This is a genomic window from Candidatus Saccharibacteria bacterium, from assembly GCA_016699955.1.
Taxonomy (GTDB): domain Bacteria; phylum Patescibacteriota; class Saccharimonadia; order Saccharimonadales; family UBA4665; genus JAGXIT01.
The window spans coordinates 732,295-751,655 of the sequence record CP064993.1; the positions used below are offsets into that span (position 1 = coordinate 732,295).

17 protein-coding genes, 1 tRNA gene and 1 pseudogene are annotated in these 19,361 nt (G+C 49.5%); 3 read left to right on the plus strand and 16 right to left on the minus strand.

Annotated elements, in window-relative coordinates; translation table 11 throughout:
* Window positions 1-69: 69 nt before the first annotated feature.
* Together topA and dprA are read right to left on the minus strand one after the other, a co-directional pair.
* The gene (topA, locus tag IPL85_03740) at window positions 70-2,409 is read right to left on the minus strand and encodes a type I DNA topoisomerase (protein QQS19375.1); all 2,340 of its coding nucleotides are present in this window, start codon (window positions 2,407-2,409) and stop codon (window positions 70-72) included.
* Between the two features lie 259 nt (window positions 2,410-2,668).
* Entirely contained in the window at window positions 2,669-3,334 is a 666-nt protein-coding gene (gene dprA / locus IPL85_03745) for a DNA-protecting protein DprA (GenBank protein ID QQS20433.1), read from the minus strand.
* 638 nt (window positions 3,335-3,972) lie between these two features.
* Between dprA and IPL85_03750 the strand changes: the two genes are divergently transcribed.
* Complete coding sequence (locus tag IPL85_03750; GenBank protein ID QQS19376.1) at window positions 3,973-6,255, plus strand: hypothetical protein; 2,283 nt, start codon at window positions 3,973-3,975, stop codon at window positions 6,253-6,255.
* A gap of 2 nt (window positions 6,256-6,257) precedes the next feature.
* On the opposite strand, the gene IPL85_03755 is transcribed toward IPL85_03750, so the two are convergent.
* Window positions 6,258-6,896: an aminoacyl-tRNA hydrolase gene (locus IPL85_03755; protein ID QQS19377.1), complete on the minus strand. Its 639-nt coding sequence runs from the start codon at window positions 6,894-6,896 to the stop codon at window positions 6,258-6,260.
* A 254-nt stretch (window positions 6,897-7,150) separates the two neighbouring features.
* Window positions 7,151-8,561: pseudogene (gene der / locus IPL85_03760) on the minus strand (ribosome biogenesis GTPase Der).
* 118 nt (window positions 8,562-8,679) lie between these two features.
* Between der and IPL85_03765 the strand changes: the two are divergent.
* Window positions 8,680-9,240, plus strand: a complete 561-nt coding sequence (locus IPL85_03765; protein ID QQS19378.1) for a hypothetical protein — start codon at window positions 8,680-8,682, stop codon at window positions 9,238-9,240.
* A gap of 405 nt (window positions 9,241-9,645) precedes the next feature.
* On the opposite strand, the gene IPL85_03770 is transcribed toward IPL85_03765, so the two are convergent.
* Genes IPL85_03770 through IPL85_03780 form a run of 3 tightly spaced genes read right to left on the minus strand, consistent with a single transcriptional unit; the run spans window position 9,646 to window position 13,475 of the window.
* Entirely contained in the window at window positions 9,646-10,434 is a 789-nt protein-coding gene (locus IPL85_03770; protein ID QQS19379.1) for an rRNA pseudouridine synthase, read from the minus strand.
* A gap of 24 nt (window positions 10,435-10,458) precedes the next feature.
* A complete protein-coding gene (locus IPL85_03775; GenBank protein QQS19380.1) occupies window positions 10,459-12,054 on the minus strand; it encodes a response regulator in 1,596 nt (531 codons plus the stop codon).
* 53 nt (window positions 12,055-12,107) lie between these two features.
* A complete protein-coding gene (locus IPL85_03780; GenBank protein QQS19381.1) occupies window positions 12,108-13,475 on the minus strand; it encodes a PAS domain-containing sensor histidine kinase in 1,368 nt (455 codons plus the stop codon).
* A 168-nt stretch (window positions 13,476-13,643) separates the two neighbouring features.
* Between IPL85_03780 and IPL85_03785 the strand changes: the two genes are divergently transcribed.
* Window positions 13,644-13,720, plus strand: a tRNA-Glu gene (locus IPL85_03785).
* A gap of 30 nt (window positions 13,721-13,750) precedes the next feature.
* On the opposite strand, the gene IPL85_03790 is transcribed toward IPL85_03785, so the two are convergent.
* From IPL85_03790 to IPL85_03830, 9 genes are all read right to left on the minus strand, one after another.
* Entirely contained in the window at window positions 13,751-14,182 is a 432-nt protein-coding gene (locus IPL85_03790; GenBank protein ID QQS19382.1) for a 23S rRNA (pseudouridine(1915)-N(3))-methyltransferase RlmH, read from the minus strand.
* A 287-nt stretch (window positions 14,183-14,469) separates the two neighbouring features.
* The gene (locus tag IPL85_03795) at window positions 14,470-15,102 is read right to left on the minus strand and encodes a class I SAM-dependent methyltransferase (protein QQS19383.1); all 633 of its coding nucleotides are present in this window, start codon (window positions 15,100-15,102) and stop codon (window positions 14,470-14,472) included.
* Between the two features lie 59 nt (window positions 15,103-15,161).
* Window positions 15,162-15,911 (minus strand): winged helix-turn-helix transcriptional regulator, encoded by a 750-nt coding sequence (locus tag IPL85_03800; protein ID QQS19384.1) that lies wholly within the window; start codon window positions 15,909-15,911, stop codon window positions 15,162-15,164.
* 84 nt (window positions 15,912-15,995) lie between these two features.
* Complete coding sequence (locus IPL85_03805; protein ID QQS19385.1) at window positions 15,996-16,562, minus strand: 3'-5' exonuclease; 567 nt, start codon at window positions 16,560-16,562, stop codon at window positions 15,996-15,998.
* A 2-nt stretch (window positions 16,563-16,564) separates the two neighbouring features.
* A complete protein-coding gene (locus IPL85_03810) occupies window positions 16,565-17,833 on the minus strand; it encodes a hypothetical protein (GenBank protein ID QQS19386.1) in 1,269 nt (422 codons plus the stop codon).
* Window positions 17,830-18,105 carry a hypothetical protein gene (locus IPL85_03815; protein ID QQS19387.1) on the minus strand — a complete coding sequence of 92 codons (276 nt, stop codon included), beginning with the start codon at window positions 18,103-18,105 and terminating at the stop codon, window positions 17,830-17,832. The genes IPL85_03810 and IPL85_03815 overlap by 4 nt, the downstream gene beginning before the upstream one ends.
* 21 nt (window positions 18,106-18,126) lie before the next feature.
* Window positions 18,127-18,312: a hypothetical protein gene (locus IPL85_03820; GenBank protein ID QQS19388.1), complete on the minus strand. Its 186-nt coding sequence runs from the start codon at window positions 18,310-18,312 to the stop codon at window positions 18,127-18,129.
* Complete coding sequence (locus IPL85_03825; protein QQS19389.1) at window positions 18,313-18,810, minus strand: hypothetical protein; 498 nt, start codon at window positions 18,808-18,810, stop codon at window positions 18,313-18,315. It lies immediately after the preceding gene.
* A 123-nt stretch (window positions 18,811-18,933) separates the two neighbouring features.
* Complete coding sequence (locus tag IPL85_03830) at window positions 18,934-19,353, minus strand: response regulator (GenBank protein QQS19390.1); 420 nt, start codon at window positions 19,351-19,353, stop codon at window positions 18,934-18,936.
* Between the last annotated feature and the right edge of the window lie 8 nt (window positions 19,354-19,361).

Genomic DNA, 19,361 nt, shown 5'->3' on the forward strand with positions numbered 1-19,361 from the left:
GCACAGACTCCGTGTTGTAAAAGTTAATAAGGTCATGGTTTGCCTGTGGACAAAGTGAGTTCGTAGCGATTATTTCTTGCGACGGTAAGGGGGGCGCTTTTTGCCTGCCGCCGGTGCGTCCGCCAAGAGTGCCAGAGCCTGCTCGCGAGTGAGAGAAGCTGGGTCAATTTTTTTATCAATTTTGGCATTTTTTTTGCCATCTGTGACGTAAGGCCCCCACCTTCCCTTCAGAACTTTTACACCGTCACCGAAGTCAGCGATGTTCTTTTCGGCTTCAGTTTTCAGTTTTTCTACGTACAATGCAAGGGCTGTTACGAGGTCAATATCGTACGGGTCATGCGGCTTTATGCTAACAAACAGCTTCCCGATTTGGATATATGGGCCAAAGCGACCAATGTTAGCGCGGATGTCTTGTCCGTCTTGCGTTTGTCCGACGAGTCGTGGCAGCTCAAAAGCCTTGAGTGCTTGTTCTAGAGAAACGGTCTCTATGGTAACACCCTTTGGCAACGGGGCATTCTGCGGTTTTTCCTCCCCTTCGCCACCTTCTCCGAGCTGAAGATATGGACCAAAACGTCCGAACTTGGCGTAAATAGGTTTGCCTGTCTTTGGGTCAATGCCAACTTCCCTGGCTTGGGCAACAGCGGCGCGGTCAATTTTGTCACCTTTTGCTACAAGGGCGTGAAATGGTTCGTAGAAATGGCTGAGCATGGTATTGCGCTCGAGCTTGTTTTCGGCAATATCGTCAAACTCTTCTTCGATTTTGGCGGTAAAACCGTAATCAATAACAGGTTGAAAATGATTGCTCAAAAAATCGGCTATTAGCTGCCCACTTGGCGTTGGGACAAGTTTGCCTTTGGTAGAGCCGGTGTTTTCGGTAATAACTTCTTTCGTAACTTGTGATTCCCGGCCTGCTGCACCTGGGTCAAGCGTGAGCTGAATACATTCTCTTGGGTCGCCCTCGCTGTCGCCACGCTCCACGTAGCCTCTAGTTTGGATTGTACCAATGATGGTGGCATACGTGCTTGGGCGGCCGATGCCAAGCTCCTCAAGCTTTTTTACGAGTGATCCCTCGGTGTATCGGGCTGGCGGGCGGCCAAACACCTGGCGGGCCGTGGCAGACGCCAGGGTTACCTCATCCTCTGGTGTTAACTGAGGTAAAATGGCATCATCTTTAGCTCGTCCGTAGACTTTTAGGAAACCACTGAAGGTAATAACTTCACCCTTGGCTTCGAAAACACGTGTTTCGTGAGTTGTGTCTCCGGACTGGGCGGTAATGGAAATGACCGTTTTTTCTAGTTTTGCGGGCGCCATTTGGCTTGCGAGAGTGCGACGGCGAATGAGCTCGTACAACTTCTGGTCGTAAGTGTCGCTACTGGCTACCTCTAGCGCCATGTTAGTTGGACGAATAGCCTCATGAGCTTCTTGGGCGCCCTTGCTCTTGGTCGCAAAAGTGCGTACTTGCACGTACTCTTTCCCGTAGGTTTTCTCAATGTAGGTCGCTGCTGAGGCGATTGCCTGTTTACTCAGATTGACGCTGTCAGTGCGCATATAGGTTATTTTGCCGGCCTGGTAAAGCTTTTGGGCGGCGGTCATGGTTGCACGACTGCCAAAACCGAGTTTTGCATTGGCTTCTTGCTGGAGGGTACTCGTCGTAAACGGGGCTCCTGGGTTGCGTTTTCCGGGGGTGGTTGTAACGTCTGTGACCAAAAAAGTCGCGGCGCTCAGGCCAGCTATGAAATCATGGGCTTCTTGCTCGGTGTCGAAACGTTTTGGTAATTCTGCACTGAACGTTTCACTACCATGTGTAAATTCGGCAGTAATTTTGAACTGGGCGGTACTCTCAAATGCCTGAATTTCACGCTCACGTTCTACCAGCAGCTTTACCGCCGGGCTTTGTACGCGTCCCGCACTTTTGCCACCCGGAACCTTTTGCCATACGACTGGGCTGAGCTCAAATCCGACAATACGATCAAGAATTTGGCGGGCTTGTTGGGCCGCCACCAGGTGCATATCAACGGTGCGTGGATGCTTGATAGCCTCGGTAATTGCGTCTTTCGTTATTTCATGAAACACGATTCTGTTGGTTTTTGCCGGGTCAAGTCCAAGCACTTCGCAAAGGTGCCAGGCGATAGCCTCTCCTTCGCGGTCTTCGTCAGTTGCCAGCCATACTGTACTGGCGGCTTTAACGGCTTTTTTGAGTTCGGCAATAATTTTCTTTTTTTCAGGATCTACTTCGTATTGTGTGGTGAAGCCGTTTCTTATGTCTATCACGGGTGTGCCGTCTTTGGACTTTTTGGGGATGGCACGAATATGCCCAACGCTGCTTAGGACATGAAAATCGCCACCAAGATACTTCTCGATGGTTTTTGCTTTTGCCGGACTCTCGACGACGACCAGGTTTTTTGCCATATGCTTTTTAACAGTATACTCAATTTATATAATATAGCTAGACAACGGTTGGAAAGCATACACGACAGTTCTCGTCTCGTCAAGAGAGCGGAGTAATTTATGAGGGAGCCCAGTGGTTATTGCCCAGGGGGTGGTTTTTGCCAGAAAGCCCGAGCATGGTCACGGTCTGGGTGAACAGGTTTGGGGCGAGTGTACTCCTTGTGAGCAGCTCGTGACCATCACTTACGCCGTTGTATAGAAGGTTTAGGAGTGCTTGTTCTTAGGTCGTGTCACCCTTATGAATATATGTCGTTGTGATAAGATTTTTTGTTCCAAGCGCGAACAAGACGTCGTCGACAGAGCTGACGGGTATTGCCCCGGACTTTATCAAGTTGTTGCACCCCACGCTATTTGGGCTTGTAATATTTCCTGGTACCACTAAAACATCTCTGCCCTGTTCCATCGCGAACCGAGCAGTGTGAAGCGTTCCGCTTTTTTCTGCAGCTTCAGTGATGAGTAGTGCGTTGCTCAGCCCAGCCACAATACGGTTACGTGCGACAAAATTCTGTTTTAAGCTAGGCATACCCTCTGGATACTCAGAAATAATCACCCCGCCCGTTTCAAGTATTTGACGGGCGAGCTGGGTGTTACTGGCAGGATAAATCTTATCAAGGCCGTTTGCTAACACAGCTATGTGGAGACCCCCCGTTTTCAGGGCTGCTTCATGGGCGGTGGCATCTACCCCGAGAGCTAAGCCGCTAACTATGGAAATGCCCTTTGCGGCGAGGTCACCGGCGAGTTGAGAGGTTACAATCTTACCATACGGTGTAATTCCTCGACTTCCCACAATGGCGACACGAGGGCGTGAAAGCCACTCATCTGGCTCACACCCGATGTAGTAGAGCTCTTTTGGGGGGCGACGGAATGTTGCGCAGAACGTCGGGATAAGAGCTGTTAGTTAATGTAATCTTTTTTACTTTCATACGAAACCATGAAAAAGTAATTGACAATATGACACTTTATTGCTAAAATAGCAACTCAGAAGTGGTATAGCATCACTTTCGCACCTTATATCCCCCATTCTAACACCCTCCCTTGCTTCTGACGAAGCTCTGGAGGAAAAATTTGTTAGATTGTTTTAGAACGTGCCATTTTAAAAGTTGTTACCCTCCACTTTTCTCTCGGCATTTCCTGGCTACTAGCCTGGAGCGTTCTAAAACAAACTAACCCCTTTAACTAGGACCTCCCAAAATTTTTGATTTTGAGAGGACCCCAGAAAAACCAATGAATCTGGACGATTTTTAGGTATCAAATCCTGAAAAGCACGTCATCGTCTATGCCACAGATGCACGATGCTTCATTCTCTGCGGGTGGGTTGAAGGGTGGAGGGAGATCACTTCGGTGGTCTCCATAAATAGACCATCGAGCGGTGCCCACCCCCTCTCGGTGGTCTTTTTATATTGTTCCCCTTGGTTTAGACGCCGTGAAAATTGCCACTGGCGATCTCCGCCCTCTCGGCGGTATCTTGCAATGCGAGAAAGCAAATTTGATAAAACTGTAATAAAGTATTATAATACAACAATTATGAACCACCCCGATCAAGTAGATATACGACTAGCACCAGTGAGCCCAGGGCTACATATTATTAAAGAGGCCAATCTGGTCGATGGCCGATTTGCTCAAGGCAACGGCATACACAATACGATGAGCTTTGAAGAAATGGCTAACCTAGGCGAGACACCATTCATGTATAAGGGACGCCCAGCGGCTGTTGAGAGTTTTGCTGAGTTGCAAACGCAATGGATGGACGCCGGAGCACTCTTTGTAAGCGACAGTAGCTACCTTATTAGTAACCATTCGACTGGATTGCTGCAAAGAATGACCGATAGATATTGGACTTGTCATAGTGGGCAGCTTAAGACTTTGGGGTTGGCTTGCACGTGGCGCGGAATAGTGGCTGCAAGGCTTCTGGGTGGAATACATAGCAAAACACTCGAGGGTAACTATAAAGCTGCACTTAAGGAGTATGGTGGAGAGACTAAACCTGATGGAATTGTGCGAACTATTTTGGGTCAGCGTCCAAGCGTGGATCGAACACTCTCAAAAATAAATGAGGAAGGTAACTATACATCCTTAGGTTACTTAGAGAAGTATGATGGGCTTGTATTGGAGGAACAAACTGTACTGGCGGAAACGAGTCTTAGGTTTGCCGCATCGGTATTGACTGCACACCCTGATGTTGGGAAGAGTGCGCGGGTGTTTAACGCTACTACAAACTTAATAAATAATACTTCTACCCCTAAAAATCAGACAGTTAAGGAATATTTGACTGGGCTAGATGGTCGCCTCGAAAAAGCCTTGCTTCTACTAGAAACTAAGGCCTCCAACGCACCAGAAAGAATGCGGGACGTGTTTGATTTGGCAAAAGATGTGATTATTGAGTCTATAGATTTACGCTGTGGTGCACTGACTGATTTCCCCGAAGTCGCGAGCAGCTTTGTTCGGTATGAGCCACTAAGTGGCGACAGACTTAGGGGTGTACTGGAGGCGTATAATAGCCGCCGGGACCGCCGTCTATTATTATCAAGACAGGATAATTCTCCACGAAAAGCTACCACCGAAGGAAGTGAAGCCCTGGCGGCGGCTCGTCAGAAACGGCTAGACGAGGCTGCAAAACGAGCCGCCGAATTGGCTCTGCGAACACAGGCAGAGATGGAGGCTGACGCGGAAATAAGCGAAAATATGCTTAGAGTAACCTCCGCACAGGCCACTCTTCTCGAGCAGTATACTTTTACGGGGAAAAAGTTACGTTCGTTGGGTTTCATGGGTAAAGATTCTTTTTCTTATATTTTGCAAAAAGAGACTAGCCAAGTACTTCCAGATTCTGTGCTACAAACATTTGTTGGCTTGCTAGTCCTTGCCTCAAAAAGCCAAGACGGCGAAAGCTTCAAGAATGAGTTAGTAGAACAGCTCGTGGCTGACAGTAGCCTACGTTCGGAGTATGGGCGTTTATTTGCTCAACTTAATAGCCGTTCAGGCTATCGTAATGCATTACAGCGTGATTTATCGACCGAGATTGAATGGCTTAGTGACGCAGATAATTTTGCTTCAATACGGAAGATTTTTGAAATCATTGGGGCGGAAGATTCTCCTTATAATTCTCCATTCGGCAAGGAAGATTGGGGGGCGGCCATAGGAATACTTTCTGACGTTCTAGTGTACAAACAAGGGCTTACTGCATCTCAGGGCGATGGCGATACTTCGGTACGTGAGGACGACGAAGTACAGGTGGCCTTAGCCACAGGGGAATTGCTAGGTGACGATGATCAAGGAGACGGTGAGGGCGTGAAATTAGGTGCCGATCCGGCGTCTCCGCCGGATTTGCCTGCTCTTTGGGATAAAAAAGACGTGATTCGCCAACTAGATTGGGAAATGTTCCCCCCCGATGCGGACATCAATGTGATTAAAGGTTTTACACTGGAGAATTATGGAGACAAGGTTAGCCATAAGATTAACTGGGGCTACGTAGAAAACTTATTGAAGCTCCGTGACATTTTTGGCGGTGTAGTAGGTCAGACGCTTCCTAGCAGCCTAGGAAAAGGCGGTGTACCATATTACGTAGCAGTGCTGTCAGTGGATGGTGAAGAGTTTGCTATCGGTGAGAGCCCGGAGTACGGTAACGCCACTTACGTACTTAGGAGTAAATTGGCCGAGTATGGTGCTAGCTATAGAGAAATCTTTGAACAGACACGCAGCTTTGCGCGACTTCTTGGAGCAGAACAAGTCGTTCACGTTAATGGGCAGAACCAGTTAATCAGGATTCGGGACAAAATCCAGGAGCTTTTGTTGCTACAGCCAAAACAGTAGGGTTATAAAAAGCTGCGGGTTTCGGAGGTGAGGGGCGTGCCGTAGGCATACTCACTGAGGAGTGCGTTCATTTCACGTGTTAGTTTTGGTAGCTCGCCCCGCTCTGTGGCGTTGAATTTCTGGAGAACGAAGTCGGCAGAGTCTAGCTGCGGCGGTGTCTTTGGGCCAATACCTACCCGGACACGGCCGTAGTCTTCGCTACCTAGCATTTGCGTCACGCTTTTTATGCCGTTGTGCCCTGCGCTGCTGCCGCCACGGCGCATTCGTATTTGGCCAAAATCAACGTCAATATCGTCATGCAGCACAATTACGTTATCAAGCGACAGTTTGTAGAAGTGAATCACGGCCTGTACAGCTTCCCCGCTGAGGTTCATAAAAGTTGTGGGTTTGCACAAAATCACGCGGGTATCGCCAACTGTTTTTACCGTGGTTAGGCATTTCATATCTGTTTTGTTCACCCAGGATGTAAAATCGTTTTTAAGAGCAAACTCGTCTAAACATAAAAAACCCACATTATGCCGGGTACCGTCGTACTCCTTGCCAAGATTGCCAAGTCCGACGATGAGCAGTGATTTATTCATGCCGTATGTGGTGAAGCTGATCCGGCTGCCAATGTCTGGGCGTTTTACAAACAAAGCCATTAGTCGTCAACTCTAGTTAGCTGGGATTTTCGATACATGTTTCCATACTACCACGCTTTTTGCATTTTAAAGCTCATGCACATTTTTCCCTCGAAGCACGGAACGAGCCGTACTTAAGGTCCGGTGAGAGAGTATTAGAAAAGAAAAATGTGCAGGAGATTAAAGAAGCCAGCAGTGCTTGACGGCTCTGCCGGCCGAGCAGGCTGGCTGGTGCGATATGCGTGACTACAGGCTGTAGGCTACTAACTACAACTCTACGCTTTGCCACTGCGGGTTTTGTTTTTGATAATCTTGCGCTGAGTGTCGCTACGCTCTGGCTTGGTAGGGCTGTTGCCGTGCTTGTGCCGGCCATCTTTTTCAATGAACCACAGTTGTACTGCTGTGCCAGAAAAGTCAAACTGGGCACGCAGCTCACGTTCCATAAAGCGCTTGTAACTCCAGTGTAAAAATTTCGTATGGGCGCCGAATACTTTGAAGGCCGGAATGGGGTTGTCGTCTTCTTGTACCATGTAATTTAGCTTTGGAGCGCGGTTTTTTAGGCCGGCGGGCGGATGTTTGGCGATAACACCTGAAAGCCAGGTGTTTAGCACTCGGGTGGTAATGCGGGTTTTGCGCGCAGCTGCGATATCGAGCGTGAGGTCAAATATTTTTGTTACGTTTTGTCCAGTTACTGAGCTGGTAAAGATAAGCGGTGCCCACGAGACAAAATCAAATGTTTGAGCAATTTGGGGGGCGAGTGCGTCGCGTGTGAAAGCATCTTTGCCTTCTACGCTGTCCCATTTTGACACAACCAGTACAAGTCCTTTGCCTGCGTCTTTGACCATACCGGCAATTTTTTGATCAAGTGCGGTACCTATTTCATTGACGTCTATAAGCAGCAAACAGACATCGGCCTGCTCAATAGCGCTCAAGGAACGTACAACGCTAAAATGCTCTATGCCAACACCAATTTTACCCGGACGGCGGATGCCTGCGGTGTCCATAAGCTCAATCTCTTGACCGTTGTATTTCACCGTGGCGCGGTTGATGTCGCGGGTGGTGCCTGCACGGTCGGCTACAATTGCCTGCTGTTTTTTTGCGAGAGTATTGAAAAGCTGTGATTTGCCAACATTTGGGCGACCCAAAAGCGCAATACGCAAGCGGTTGTCATTGTCGGCAAGCGTAGCTTTCGGAATGTGCTGGATAAGGCTATCCAGTAGGTCGTCGATGCCACGTTTTTGGGTGGCGCTGGTTGGAAAAATGGGCTTTATACCGAGGCGTTGGAATCCCTCAAGGTCGCCGCTCCGCGCTCGGTCAACTTTGTTTATAACAAGAAAAACAGGTTTTTTACTTCTCAGTGCCAATCTGGCAACACGGCGGTCTTCTTCGCTGATGGCGACGTTTGCTTCCACAACAACCCAAATGATGTCGGCGCTGTCGGCTGCTTGGATAATTTGCTCTTGGATGGTGAACTCAAAATCATCGGCTGCGTCTTTCATGCCCGCGGTGTCGACGAGCCAGAAGTTTTGTCCTTGCCACTCGGCTTTGGCGGTGATGCTGTCGCGCGTTGTGCCAGCCTCACGCGCAACAATTGCCCTCTCGTCGGTCGAGGATAGCATTAAACAGACTGCTCTTGCCCACATTTGCCCGCCCTACTATGGCGACAATCGGTAGTTTTTTAATCATTCTTAGACAGTATAACAGAGGTAACGATATTTGCAAAAAGACACCTCAAATTCTTTAATAGTATAAATTGGCGCAGAAGCAGATTTCACAAATTGCAACAAGGTGCTATCATATTTATATGAAGAGTAATATTCCGCCCAAACCGTCACTAGCTTTTGGGACGGCGTTGGCGCGTGCAGGCGATATCGTAAACCTGGGAGATCGGTATAGCGCATTATATGAGACTGTACAGCTCGGTGAAACCGCTATAGATCCGGCGGCTATACCTGTAAGGATGTCTGCATTTTATACTTGCGGTGTTCGACCTCCATATGGTAGAGATGTAGGCACATTCCTGACCATAACGGCTCCTGTACATGTAGAATGTTCGCCTGAGGGCCTAGTAGAGTTACATACGAAGCTAGATGAAGCTCTGAAAAATTCAGCCGAGAGAGGGGTGGCATTAACAACTGCGACGCCTGACGTGTCGACGCCTCTTGAGGGCGCACCTTCTGGTAGTACGGCTCATCTTAATGTGGAAGCGACTGACCTTGCCCGTTCTAAAAAAGTGCCGCTTGGTATTATGGCCATTTGGGTTGTCCCGGGTTCCGAAAAAGCGCCAATACAACGAACATTGCAGTCGTTACGGTCGGCGGATCCAAGTGGTGTTTTGAAGGCTATTAGGAGTACTTTAAAGTGAAAAAGCACCAGCTAACTACATAATTTGGTTGATGATGCCCATGTGTTAGGCTGTGCCACGTCAACGCCTATGCCAAACAAATGAATGTTAGCCGAAGCGGGCTCCGCGCAGTAACCAAACATATCGCAATAGTCAGCTTGCTTGCCGGGAGAGCCGTGATGCATGGCTGGCTTTTTTAACCCCATGCACATTTTCTTTTCCAGTGATCGCTTAACCGTACCTTCCGTGCTACGAGGAGAAAATGCGTGATGTGAGCTCAAAGTGGCAAATGCGTAGTAGCACGGTTCCTTACAAGACGACGAAGCTTAGGCGGCCGTGGTGTTTCTGCTTAGCAGCAAAAGATGCAAAAAACTTTCTTAAGCAAACTGGCCAGATGATTGTAGAAAAATTGCTTGACGACCATAACTAGGCTTCATAGGCAGAAACGACAGAGTGCTGGCCAGCACCAAGGGAATGCAGTGAGTAAGAGCCGAACTTAGTACGGTGGAGGGTGGTGACATTGTAGCCGAGGGCGGAGAGCGTGCGGCGAATTTGGCGATTACGGCCTTCTGTCATAGTAATTTGGTAAATCGGCACAGACTGCTCAATTGACCTGGGAGGGGCGTTGCCCTTCTCGCGCGACGCACGGCTTTGCCCGTGTCGCCCCTGTCCCACCCCCGTCTTAATCCTTTCGCCGCCCGTGCTCTGTGCTTGTGAGTCAATTTTTGTAATCAAGAACTGACTCTTCCCGTCTTGGAGCGTTATCCCGATATCTGTAATCATTTGTTGATGGAGGGGGGCGAGGGGTTTGTCGAGTGTAACTTCGTAGATTTTAGTTTTTGCGTAGCGCGGATGGGTCAGCTCATTGGCAAGGTCACCGTCATCGGTAAGCAGCAGAAGCCCAGAAGAGTCTTTGTCGAGCCGCCCAACGGGCTGGAGATGCCGATACTCAGGTGGCAACAGCTCAAAAATGGTCTGACTGCCCTGCCCGTTCCGTGAACACACGTAGCCGACTGGTTTATTGAGTATGATTGTTGTGGGCGCCTCACGAATGGCCAATTTTACCCCATCGAAGCAAACTGTATCTGTTGGCTTCACCTGAGATCCAGTTTCAGCGGTATGACCATTTATGGTAACGCGGCCATTAGTAACGGCAGTGTCGGCAGCGCGGCGGCTTAGTGATGTACCGGCTGCGACGTACTTGTTTATACGCATGTAACAAGTATACGTCGTTGAACGCTAGAGAGCGATGCTATTTGGATCGATGGCGGTCTGTGTCGGGGCGCTAGTGGGGCCGGCTGGAGGGGCTGCTGGAGCGGCTGGAGCTGTTGGCGCCGAAATCTGTTGCGACTCATCGCCAACAACAGCATTACTAAAACCGACGGACGCTTGTTCCTTTTCAGCTTCTTTTGCGAGGAGCTCACTTAGATTAGGCCCCTGGGTAATGTTGTTAATTGGCCTAATAACCTTTTTGCCGGCGACGTTTACCTGACTGTTCTCGGGTTCTGGTGGTGCTTGCGGCGGTGCTGGCTGGTTACTTACAACTATTGGCTGTGCTTGGTCGGGCGAAACAGGATTTTGCGTGGTTGCGGGGGTTGGGGTTACTACGGACGGTGTGGTTGCCGCGGTGTCTGTAGGCTCCGGTGTTACAGTTACAGCGATCGATTCCGGCGGGATGGGGGTAGTGTTGTCAGTTTCGGTTACAATGGGTGGTTCTTCGCCGGGAACAATTTTTTGGCTGGGAGGAAGCGACGGCTCAGGCGGTTGGTTCACTGCAGCGGCTAAATCATCTACAGCTGCTGTTAGGGTTCGCTCATTAGCTTCGTTTGCTAGAGTATGTGGTGTCTCTGGAAACGGCGCAACTGCTGCGCTGCTTTCTGTCGGAATAGTGTTTGCAAAGGCGGCAATTTGCGATGCAACAGTGGCTTCTTCTGCAGCAAGAGTTTGTGCAGTCTGGTCGTCGGTTGAGGGAATGGCTACTTGAGGTACGGTGGGTGCTTCTTCTGTTCCAGAGGTTGTCACTGAGGGTACGGTGGGGTTGGGTATATCTGAAGTTGTGTCGGTTGCAGTGTTGTTGGACGCGCCCAGGACTGGTCCGCTATGTGTCATGATTTCGGGCAAGACAGACTCTGCTGTCTGTGGTGCCGGAGTGGCTGGTTGGGCGAAAGAGAGCGGGTCGGGATCCGACACGGTCGCAGTCACAAAACCAGAGTTTGTCTGGGTTGTTGTGTTGTCTGCAGTTATTGCAGGGTCGGCAGTGTTTTGTGCGGGTGCGGGCGCTGCAATAGCCCCGTCACTCCCAAAATTTGGTGTAGGGAGAAAACCGGGTAGCGACGGTTCTGGCGCTGGTACTAGTGAAGGTGTGGCGACGGTAGGAGCGCTTGTTGGGTCAGCCGTTACTGGCGATGTTTGTACGGAAGCAGTCGTTGCAGTTGGCTGACTTACGGTAGACGGCGCGACCATAGTAGTGCCACTCAAGAGATCCCTTACGGAATTTACAATGTCTTCAAGCGTTACCTGAGATTTCACTAGGTATTTATCGGCTCCGAGTTTGTTTGCCCGAGCCTGATCTTCGGCTTGGCCGAGAGCTGTCAGCATAATAATCTTGGTATTTGCGAGCTCTGGAGTTGCCCGCAGAATATCGAGCATCTCAAAACCGCTTATGCGGGGCATCATAACATCGGAAATGATTAGATCAGGGTGGGCTTGTTTTGCTACTGAAAGTGCTTCCTCGCCGTTTTGAGCAGTGACAATGTCGTAGCCCTCGGCCGATAAGCGAGCCTGATAGATTTCGCGTAGGTTATTGTCATCTTCGACGAGGAGGAGTTTTGCCACTGTTGCTGCCTTTTATCGTGTAAAAACACTTATGGTTTATATGTAAAAGTATATCACGACAGCTGGTTTGTCGATACCTGCGCGGTTGTGCTTGGTACGACTGTAGTTGTGTTGAGTGGATTGGCGGCTTCTGTGGCCATGAGCTGCTCGGCTTTTTGAGAGGTTATGCGGGGGATGTTTATATAAAAAGTGCTGCCCTTGCCGAGTTCACTCTCGACCCATATTCGCCCCTGATACAGCTCAACAATTTTCCGGCATATGAAAAGGCCTAGGCCCGTGCCGCCAATGGTACGCGTGGCGCTATTGTCAACCCGATAAAATTTTTGGAAAAGATGAGGAATGTCTTCTGTTGGGATGCCGGCACCGGTGTCTTTTACGTACACCTGTACAACGCCATCGTTACCAGTTAGTCCCAAGCTTACCTTGCCCTCCTCGGTGTACTTACAGCTATTGTCGAAAATGTTTGTAATAACTTCGCGCATACGGTCAGGGTCAACCTGCACGTAGTAGAGCGGCCGTATAACTTTGTTCATGTCTAAGACTTCACCTCTTTCGCCGCTGGCATCTTTTATAGACGAATTACCAAATAAAAACTCCATGAACAGCCCTTTTTTTTCGGCCGAAAACCGTAAATCCTGAGCGAGCTGCTCGAGAAATGCGCCCATTTCTACTACTTTTGGATGGTTAGTGAGGCGGCCATCTTCAGCTTTGGCGCTAGTAAGGAGGTCCTGAAAGAGCTGTCCGAGGTGTTTTGTGCTGCTATGTGCCTTCTCAAGGTAGTCCCGTGCACGGTTGTCAATGATTGCAACCTTTTCGTTGAGCGCCAAGCTGAGGTAGCCTTCTATAGCCGCAACGGGCGTGCGCATCTCGTGGCTGGCTGTACTAATAAATTCTGCTCTCTGGTTTTCCTCGGCACGTTCTTCGCTAACGTCGCGAAAAATTGCTACCATACCCGTGACGTGCTTGCCACTGTCTACGAGCGGTGACACACTGAAATTGGTGGCAACAATTGTGTCTGCCTTGGTCATTATGCTGAGCGCGTTGTCACGTAGCGGCTGGCCGGTCGAGAAGGCTTTTGCCAGTGGCGTTAGGTCGGTCGGTATGACCTCGCCTTTGGCACTAACAAACTTCAATACCGAATGCCAGTCCAGGCCTTGTGCCTCCTGCTTTGTCCAACCAGTAATGCTCGTTGCACCTTGGTTAAAATGCTGAATGATTTGCTGGTCGTCTACAAGGACTACTCCATCTTGAATGGCTCCAAGGATGATGTCGGACTTTGCTTTTTCATCACGTAGCGTGCTGGCAAGCTTGCTTGTGGTTGCAGAACCGAGCCCTTTTCGTTTTATAGCAAGAATCCATCCCATCACCCCCAGTGCAATGCCAACAATCGCCCCACCACCGATAAATATGTATTCTTGCATACGTTAAACTGCTTACGTATTAGTATCTGTTTTTTCTCTGTGAAAAGCAAGGTGCCTCTGCCACGGCTCCGTTCTGTTACCTAGACGAAAATCGTCAGATATGGTAACCTGTTGTAGCTCCAAATGATAATTATAAGAAGTGAAATAAAAATTGGAGCAAAGTAGCCCGGCCCCGTCGTCTAGTGGTTTAGGACATCTGGTTCTCATCCAGAAAATCGCGGGTTCGAACCCCGCCGGGGTCACCAAGTAAAAAGCTCTACCACGGGTAGGGCTTTTTACTTATGATACGGTAAGCCGGAGATGATAGTGCTGGCGCGGTAAAGGGCTTCTAGAGTAACGACCATGGCAAGGTCGTGCGGTAGCGTGAGGCGGCCAAGTGACCAACGATAGTCGGCGGCATCACGCACTTGCTGGGGCAAACCATTTGGTCCGCCAATGATAAAACAGACTTCCCTGCTTTCGAGTTCTCTGGCTCGCACAAAATCTGCCAATGTTTCAGATGTATATTCCATCCCATTTATTTCTAGCACCATTGTTACGGTGTCTTGCGTTTCACCTAGGATCTTTTTGGCGTCATCAGCGTATTTGTCACTTAAATGCGTTACGCGTAGCTGGTGAAGCCGCCCCAACCGCTGCGCGTACTCCTCAAACCCTAGCTTTGCATATGCAAGCTTAGGCTTGCCGATTGTTAGTAGGTGTAGTCGCATATCTTTGTGGTTCTGGTACTCATGATAAAAATGCCGATGACAGCCTCTGCTGCCGCGTCAGAAATGTGTTCCATTGTTTACCGAACGGGCTTGGCTTCTGGATGCATAGCAACATAGTAGCAAAAACATAGTAGTAAATTACAGGCCAAAACTTACATTCCAGAATCATCTCGCTTACAGTTTCATGCTAGTTTCAAAGGCCATAGCATGAAGAACTAGAATGTTGAAGTTAGATAAGGAATGGTTGACGATGGGAGATGGGGAGTTAGGGGTGGATTTTGGCAATATTACGAGTGCTGGATGATGGCAAGGTTATGCGAAGTGGTAATGGTTTCGGACCGGAAGTGTTCGTTTACGGCACGGGCGACGCCGGGGAGTGCTTCGCGGGAGTAATCATCGACAACAATAGTACTACCTTGCGTCATGTGAGGAAGGACAAGGTTGAGTGAACCGCGTATGCTTTCATAAAAGTCACCATCAAGAAATGCGAATGCGATTTTGTCGGGAATGCTGGTATCCGTAAGGTCTTTGAACCAGGCTTTGTGAACAATGGGTGGCTGAAGGTGAGCTTTTTTGAACTCAAGCAGGAACTGTTTTTTGCTGATGGCAAGTTGGCCCGCGGTAAACTGCTCCCCTGTTATAGACGTATCCCAGGTGGATTTTGGCGGCAGACCCTCAAAACTGTCGTAGACATGAAATGCCCGCTCTGAGCCATCGCTCCCTAGTAATTGTTGGTCGAGGAGCCGTCGAATGAAGAGACTCGTTGTGCCGACGTAACAGCCAAATTCAACAATGTCTCCTTCGATATAGGCGTCTAGGACGCGCTGAAGCTGGTGCAGTATAACCTCGACCTGTTGTTTGCTAACCTGATCAGAAATGAGAGTGTGTTTGTGGAGTATTGTGCTTATATGATTGATCATTTTGTATTGAACTTTGAATCCTGAACATTACTTACTGGGCTTCAAGCAAACTACCATTACTAGAACGTTTGCCATAGGTGGTCAAAAAGCTCTTTCTGCATGTTGGTGACGCCGGGGTTGTCGATAACAATTGCCGAAAGAACGTTTGTGTCGCCGAGCGTTATCAGGGCTGTTTTGTTGCCGTATATGAGGGTGTAGCAATTTGGAGCCTCTCCGCGAGTTGCTGGAAACTCTTTGCGTTCACTTAATTCATCTTGACTACTGCCGCTGCCAACGCCAATCACTCGAACACTAATCTCGTCTGCTATCCGGCGTTGAGTAAAATTTGGAAAATTATGGTAAAGATATTGGCGAACGCGTTTCGTAGAGATAACCCGGTATGCTGGGTTTTTCTGCTCGCGGCAGGTGGCAAGCACATCCCGTAAAATGGCTGCAATCCCCTCGTGGTCTTCGTAAAAGGTAGCGAAAGACACAACTTGAGCAGTGTCGCTACTGGGTTTTGGTAGATTGGCGATGTATTCCGCGGCGAGTGATTGGGCGACTGCGGCCTGTTCTTGCCGTTCTTTAAGCAGCTCGATGATGACGTCGGGGTTGCTGGCAGTATAGCGTCGCTGCTTACCAACCTCTATTGAGCCGACCAAGCCCTGTTCTGCGAGCCGCTTCATGCTTTCGTAGACGCTGCCGCGGTTTATCCCTGTGTCGGCGGCAATCTTTCGCAGCGAGCTCTGGGGGTTTTCTACCAGCGCCTCATATACTCGTCTGTCACGAGTTTCTAAGCCAATTTCCTCAAATCGAAATGATTCTGCCATATTTATAGGTATACTAGCATATTCCGGGGCTGTATGGTGTCAGAAAAATACGGCCAAATCTATTTTGCGGGAGGATGTAGTAAGTTACAGGATGTTTGAGCGAGTTGTAATGAGGGTTTTTTCGAAGTTGCGGAATATTTCTAGGCCGCGCGCTTGCCATTCAAACTCAAAGTACTCCCACAGGACGGCAGCGTCGTCAAATGCGCGGTGGCGATGCGCCACGTCTATCCCCTGCCGTTCAATGATGCGGTCTAGTGCGTGACTGTGCTGCGCTGGATATAACAGTCGGTCAAGTCGAACGGTACACCCTCGGTCCATACGAAACATACGCCCGAGGCGGCGATATTCTTCTCGGATAAACCCGTAATCAAAGTTTACGTGGTGAGCGACAAATATTGCCTGATCCAAAAATTGCTCCAGTTCTGTGGCAACGTCTTTAAATGTCGGCTGCCCCGATACCATCGCATTGTTAATACCAGTGAGCCGTGTGATGAACGGCGGAACGGCGCACTCTGGATCAATCAGTTGGTTGAACACGCCACTGACTGCGCCATTTTCGATGCGGATTGCTCCTATTTCGGTAATACGTGACCAGTGCGGACTTCCGCCCGTTGTCTCAATGTCTAAAAATACGATTGGTCGGTGTTGCATGGTTATTGTCTCTTTAAGAGTAGGTCAAAGTATTCTGTACCGCCGAAGGGTATCTTCTGGCGGACCGTGCGGGTGCCGGTGAGTGTGTCTGCCGAGTAGACGGTAAACGCGCCGTAGTTGTCATTGATTTCGTCGACGGCACTGGTGAGGTAGTCTGCCTTGGCCAGGTCTTCGAAAAGGCCGAGTTGACTGCGCGTGGAAGGCTGCAGGTGGTATAAGTAAAGCCCCATAGTGCGCACCACCATGCCTTTTGGTCGTTGATCAAATAGACTAGCAACGCGCTCCCAAATAGTGCTGTTAGTGTAGCACGCTGTTTTGTACAGTTTTTTTACAATGCACTCTCCTCCAGCCTGAAAGCTGAGCCACACGCAAACGCCACGTGCTTCGGCTTGCCGGTAACGTAGTTTTATGCCGGTTGTTTCAGCGAGAAAGTGCAAGCAAGAGCGCAAATATGCGTCTTCTGCTGTTGGGCTTGCGACAACCCACTGTCGCCCTACCATACCGAGCTGAGTTTGAAAATCGTCTACCTCATAGCCACGTAGCCTGTTGTACCAATGTATACCGTTGATACTGCGAAAAACAACTCGTCGCAACAGGCGTTCTGGTGCCGCCAGGAACTCAAGCGGTGTTGTGATACCGTGCGCTCGTAGTCGTGCGCCGTAACCATCGGCAATGCCACTTAGGTCTTGCAGATCTAGCCCTCGGTATACCGCTAGGAGATTTTGGTGATCAATGACGTCTAGACCGTCCGGTTTGTGGAGGCCTGCGGCAGTTTTGGCCAGAAATCGATTTGGGGCAATGCCAACGTTTATCTTGGTGTAGTCACCTATTTCCCGTTTGACTCGTTGCTTGATTTCGTAGCCAATTTCAACGATTTTTTCGGTTTTGCTCTCGAGAAGCGTATGATGAAAATCTAAAATGCCTTCATCGATACTGCGCATTTTGATGTGCGGGGTGTAGTCTTGCATGATGCGGCACAGGTTTTTGTAGACGTGGTTATACTTGGGTGGGTCTGTTTCGAGCATAATGAAGTCTGGACAGATTGCCATAGCTTCGCTGCGCCGCACGCCTACCTTTATGCCGAGAGCTTTCGCTTCATAGCTTGCGGCTATGACACAGCACTCTGGGCTTAAACGGTTCGTGACTCCCATGGGGCGGCCGCGCAGACTCGGGTGCGCTTGTTGTTCGGCGGTGGCGAACGCACTGTTGAGGTCAACCCACATAATACTAGGGGCTTCAGTGTTTAGCCGAAAATTTTTCTGATATTTCATGTGCTGCCTCCTGGAATGATGGCGGTGAGTGTCCAAGTCAGTGCCTCGGCGTCAAACTCGAGCCGGTAATCATCGCAGCCGTCGGAAACATCGAACACATGAATCATGCGCTTCCCCTTTGCGGTTGGATGGCGCAAGCCGAGCTGCGTAAAGGTAACGTCACGGTTCTTGTAGCGCATTTTGTAAGGCTGCGCGATTGAACTTGGTTCGGTGTGGACGTGAAATAAGATGACAACGCTAACACGCTCGTCGCAAATAATAGTGGGGTTCATGAGGTGTGTTGCCTAGTGGGTTTATGAGGTCCAGCGTAGGCTTTCTCCCCAGTGTTTGATTGGCCGTTTGGCGCGGAATACATCGCCAATAATACGACGGTGAGGCGGGCTGAGATCAAATGGCGTTCGCAGTGTGACGGCTTGTGCTCCCGGGAAATAACGCTGTATCTGCCCGATATCCTCAGTGAGGTACTGCCTATTTTTCATTTAAAAAGCTCCTTTCCGGCCGAGCAACATCCATCTGTCACCGCTTCGACTGATTCGGTAGGTATGGCCGTCCTCAGTGCTCATGTCGAATAGCTGGATTGCTTCTTGCCCGCGTTGGACAAGGTAGCGTAGGCCGTTCATAAACGTCACAGCCCTGCCACCGTATTCAATCTCGCGCGGGAATGTTTTCATTGTCTGGCCGGCAAAATAGAGGGCATTTATAGTAACTTCTTGGTTGATAACTTGGGTCATGGCTGACTTTCCTCCATTACATTTCATTAATTTTTGTCGATAAAGCTTTAGAACGACAAAAAGCCGAAGTCGTAATAACTCTTTCGGCAACGGGTTTTGTTGGTAGGTGCCTGTCACGCTCGCGACCGTTTCACGCGGGGTGGGTATAAGGAACCTGTTTTGAGTAATGAAGGCGCACAGTGACCGAAGTGTGATTGCCTGAAATATAGTCTGCGAGGTAAAAACCTTAAACAGGTCAGTCCTCACATGGCTGGATTACTTAATATACGCTTGTGTTTACGACTTGCATAGTGTCGTTTTAACCACAAGACAGCATAGGCAGGCGGTTTCGCCCACGCAAGGTCGCCAATTGCTCTTCAAATTCTGATCTTAGGTCGTTGCCGGTTCGAGTTTACTCAGAAACTCTACCAGTTGATGGGGAGTTATTTCTGCTTTGACAAGGTAGCCGTCGGCCTGGTGCTCGATATCGGCACGGACGTCATCGCGCTGTTCGAGGTTCGTCGTAATGATTATTTTTGCATGCATCTTGGGCGTCTGACGAGGGTCACGCAAGGTGCGCAGAACCTCGATGCCGGTAATACTGGGCACCATAAGGTCAAGCAAGATAATATCGTATGCGTCTGTTTGGGCGGCCGCTAAGCCGTTTTGGCCATCGAGCTGAACATCGACTTCGTAACCGGCTTTGGTCAGAGCTCGGGCGTAGAGCTCACTAATAAAATGTTCATCCTCAACGCAGAGGACTTTTCGAAGCGTTGGGGTTGGAGTGGGAATGGGTGTGTCTGGTTGCATAGTTTCCT

Coding starts and splice junctions, on each gene's coding strand:
- IPL85_03755 (QQS19377.1), bottom strand. CDS start 6,896: ATGGCTTTGTTTGTAAAACGCCCAGACATTGGCAGCCGGATCAGCTTC.
- IPL85_03810 (QQS19386.1), bottom strand. CDS start 17,833: ATGAAATATCAGAAAAATTTTCGGCTAAACACTGAAGCCCCTAGTATT.
- IPL85_03765 (QQS19378.1), top strand. CDS start 8,680: ATGAAGAGTAATATTCCGCCCAAACCGTCACTAGCTTTTGGGACGGCG.
- topA (QQS19375.1), bottom strand. CDS start 2,409: ATGGCAAAAAACCTGGTCGTCGTCGAGAGTCCGGCAAAAGCAAAAACC.
- IPL85_03820 (QQS19388.1), bottom strand. CDS start 18,312: ATGAAAAATAGGCAGTACCTCACTGAGGATATCGGGCAGATACAGCGT.
- IPL85_03795 (QQS19383.1), bottom strand. CDS start 15,102: ATGATCAATCATATAAGCACAATACTCCACAAACACACTCTCATTTCT.
- IPL85_03780 (QQS19381.1), bottom strand. CDS start 13,475: ATGCAAGAATACATATTTATCGGTGGTGGGGCGATTGTTGGCATTGCA.
- IPL85_03815 (QQS19387.1), bottom strand. CDS start 18,105: ATGAACCCCACTATTATTTGCGACGAGCGTGTTAGCGTTGTCATCTTA.
- IPL85_03750 (QQS19376.1), top strand. CDS start 3,973: ATGAACCACCCCGATCAAGTAGATATACGACTAGCACCAGTGAGCCCA.
- IPL85_03800 (QQS19384.1), bottom strand. CDS start 15,911: ATGGCAGAATCATTTCGATTTGAGGAAATTGGCTTAGAAACTCGTGAC.
- IPL85_03770 (QQS19379.1), bottom strand. CDS start 10,434: ATGCGTATAAACAAGTACGTCGCAGCCGGTACATCACTAAGCCGCCGC.
- IPL85_03830 (QQS19390.1), bottom strand. CDS start 19,353: ATGCAACCAGACACACCCATTCCCACTCCAACCCCAACGCTTCGAAAA.
- IPL85_03805 (QQS19385.1), bottom strand. CDS start 16,562: ATGCAACACCGACCAATCGTATTTTTAGACATTGAGACAACGGGCGGA.
- IPL85_03790 (QQS19382.1), bottom strand. CDS start 14,182: ATGCGACTACACCTACTAACAATCGGCAAGCCTAAGCTTGCATATGCA.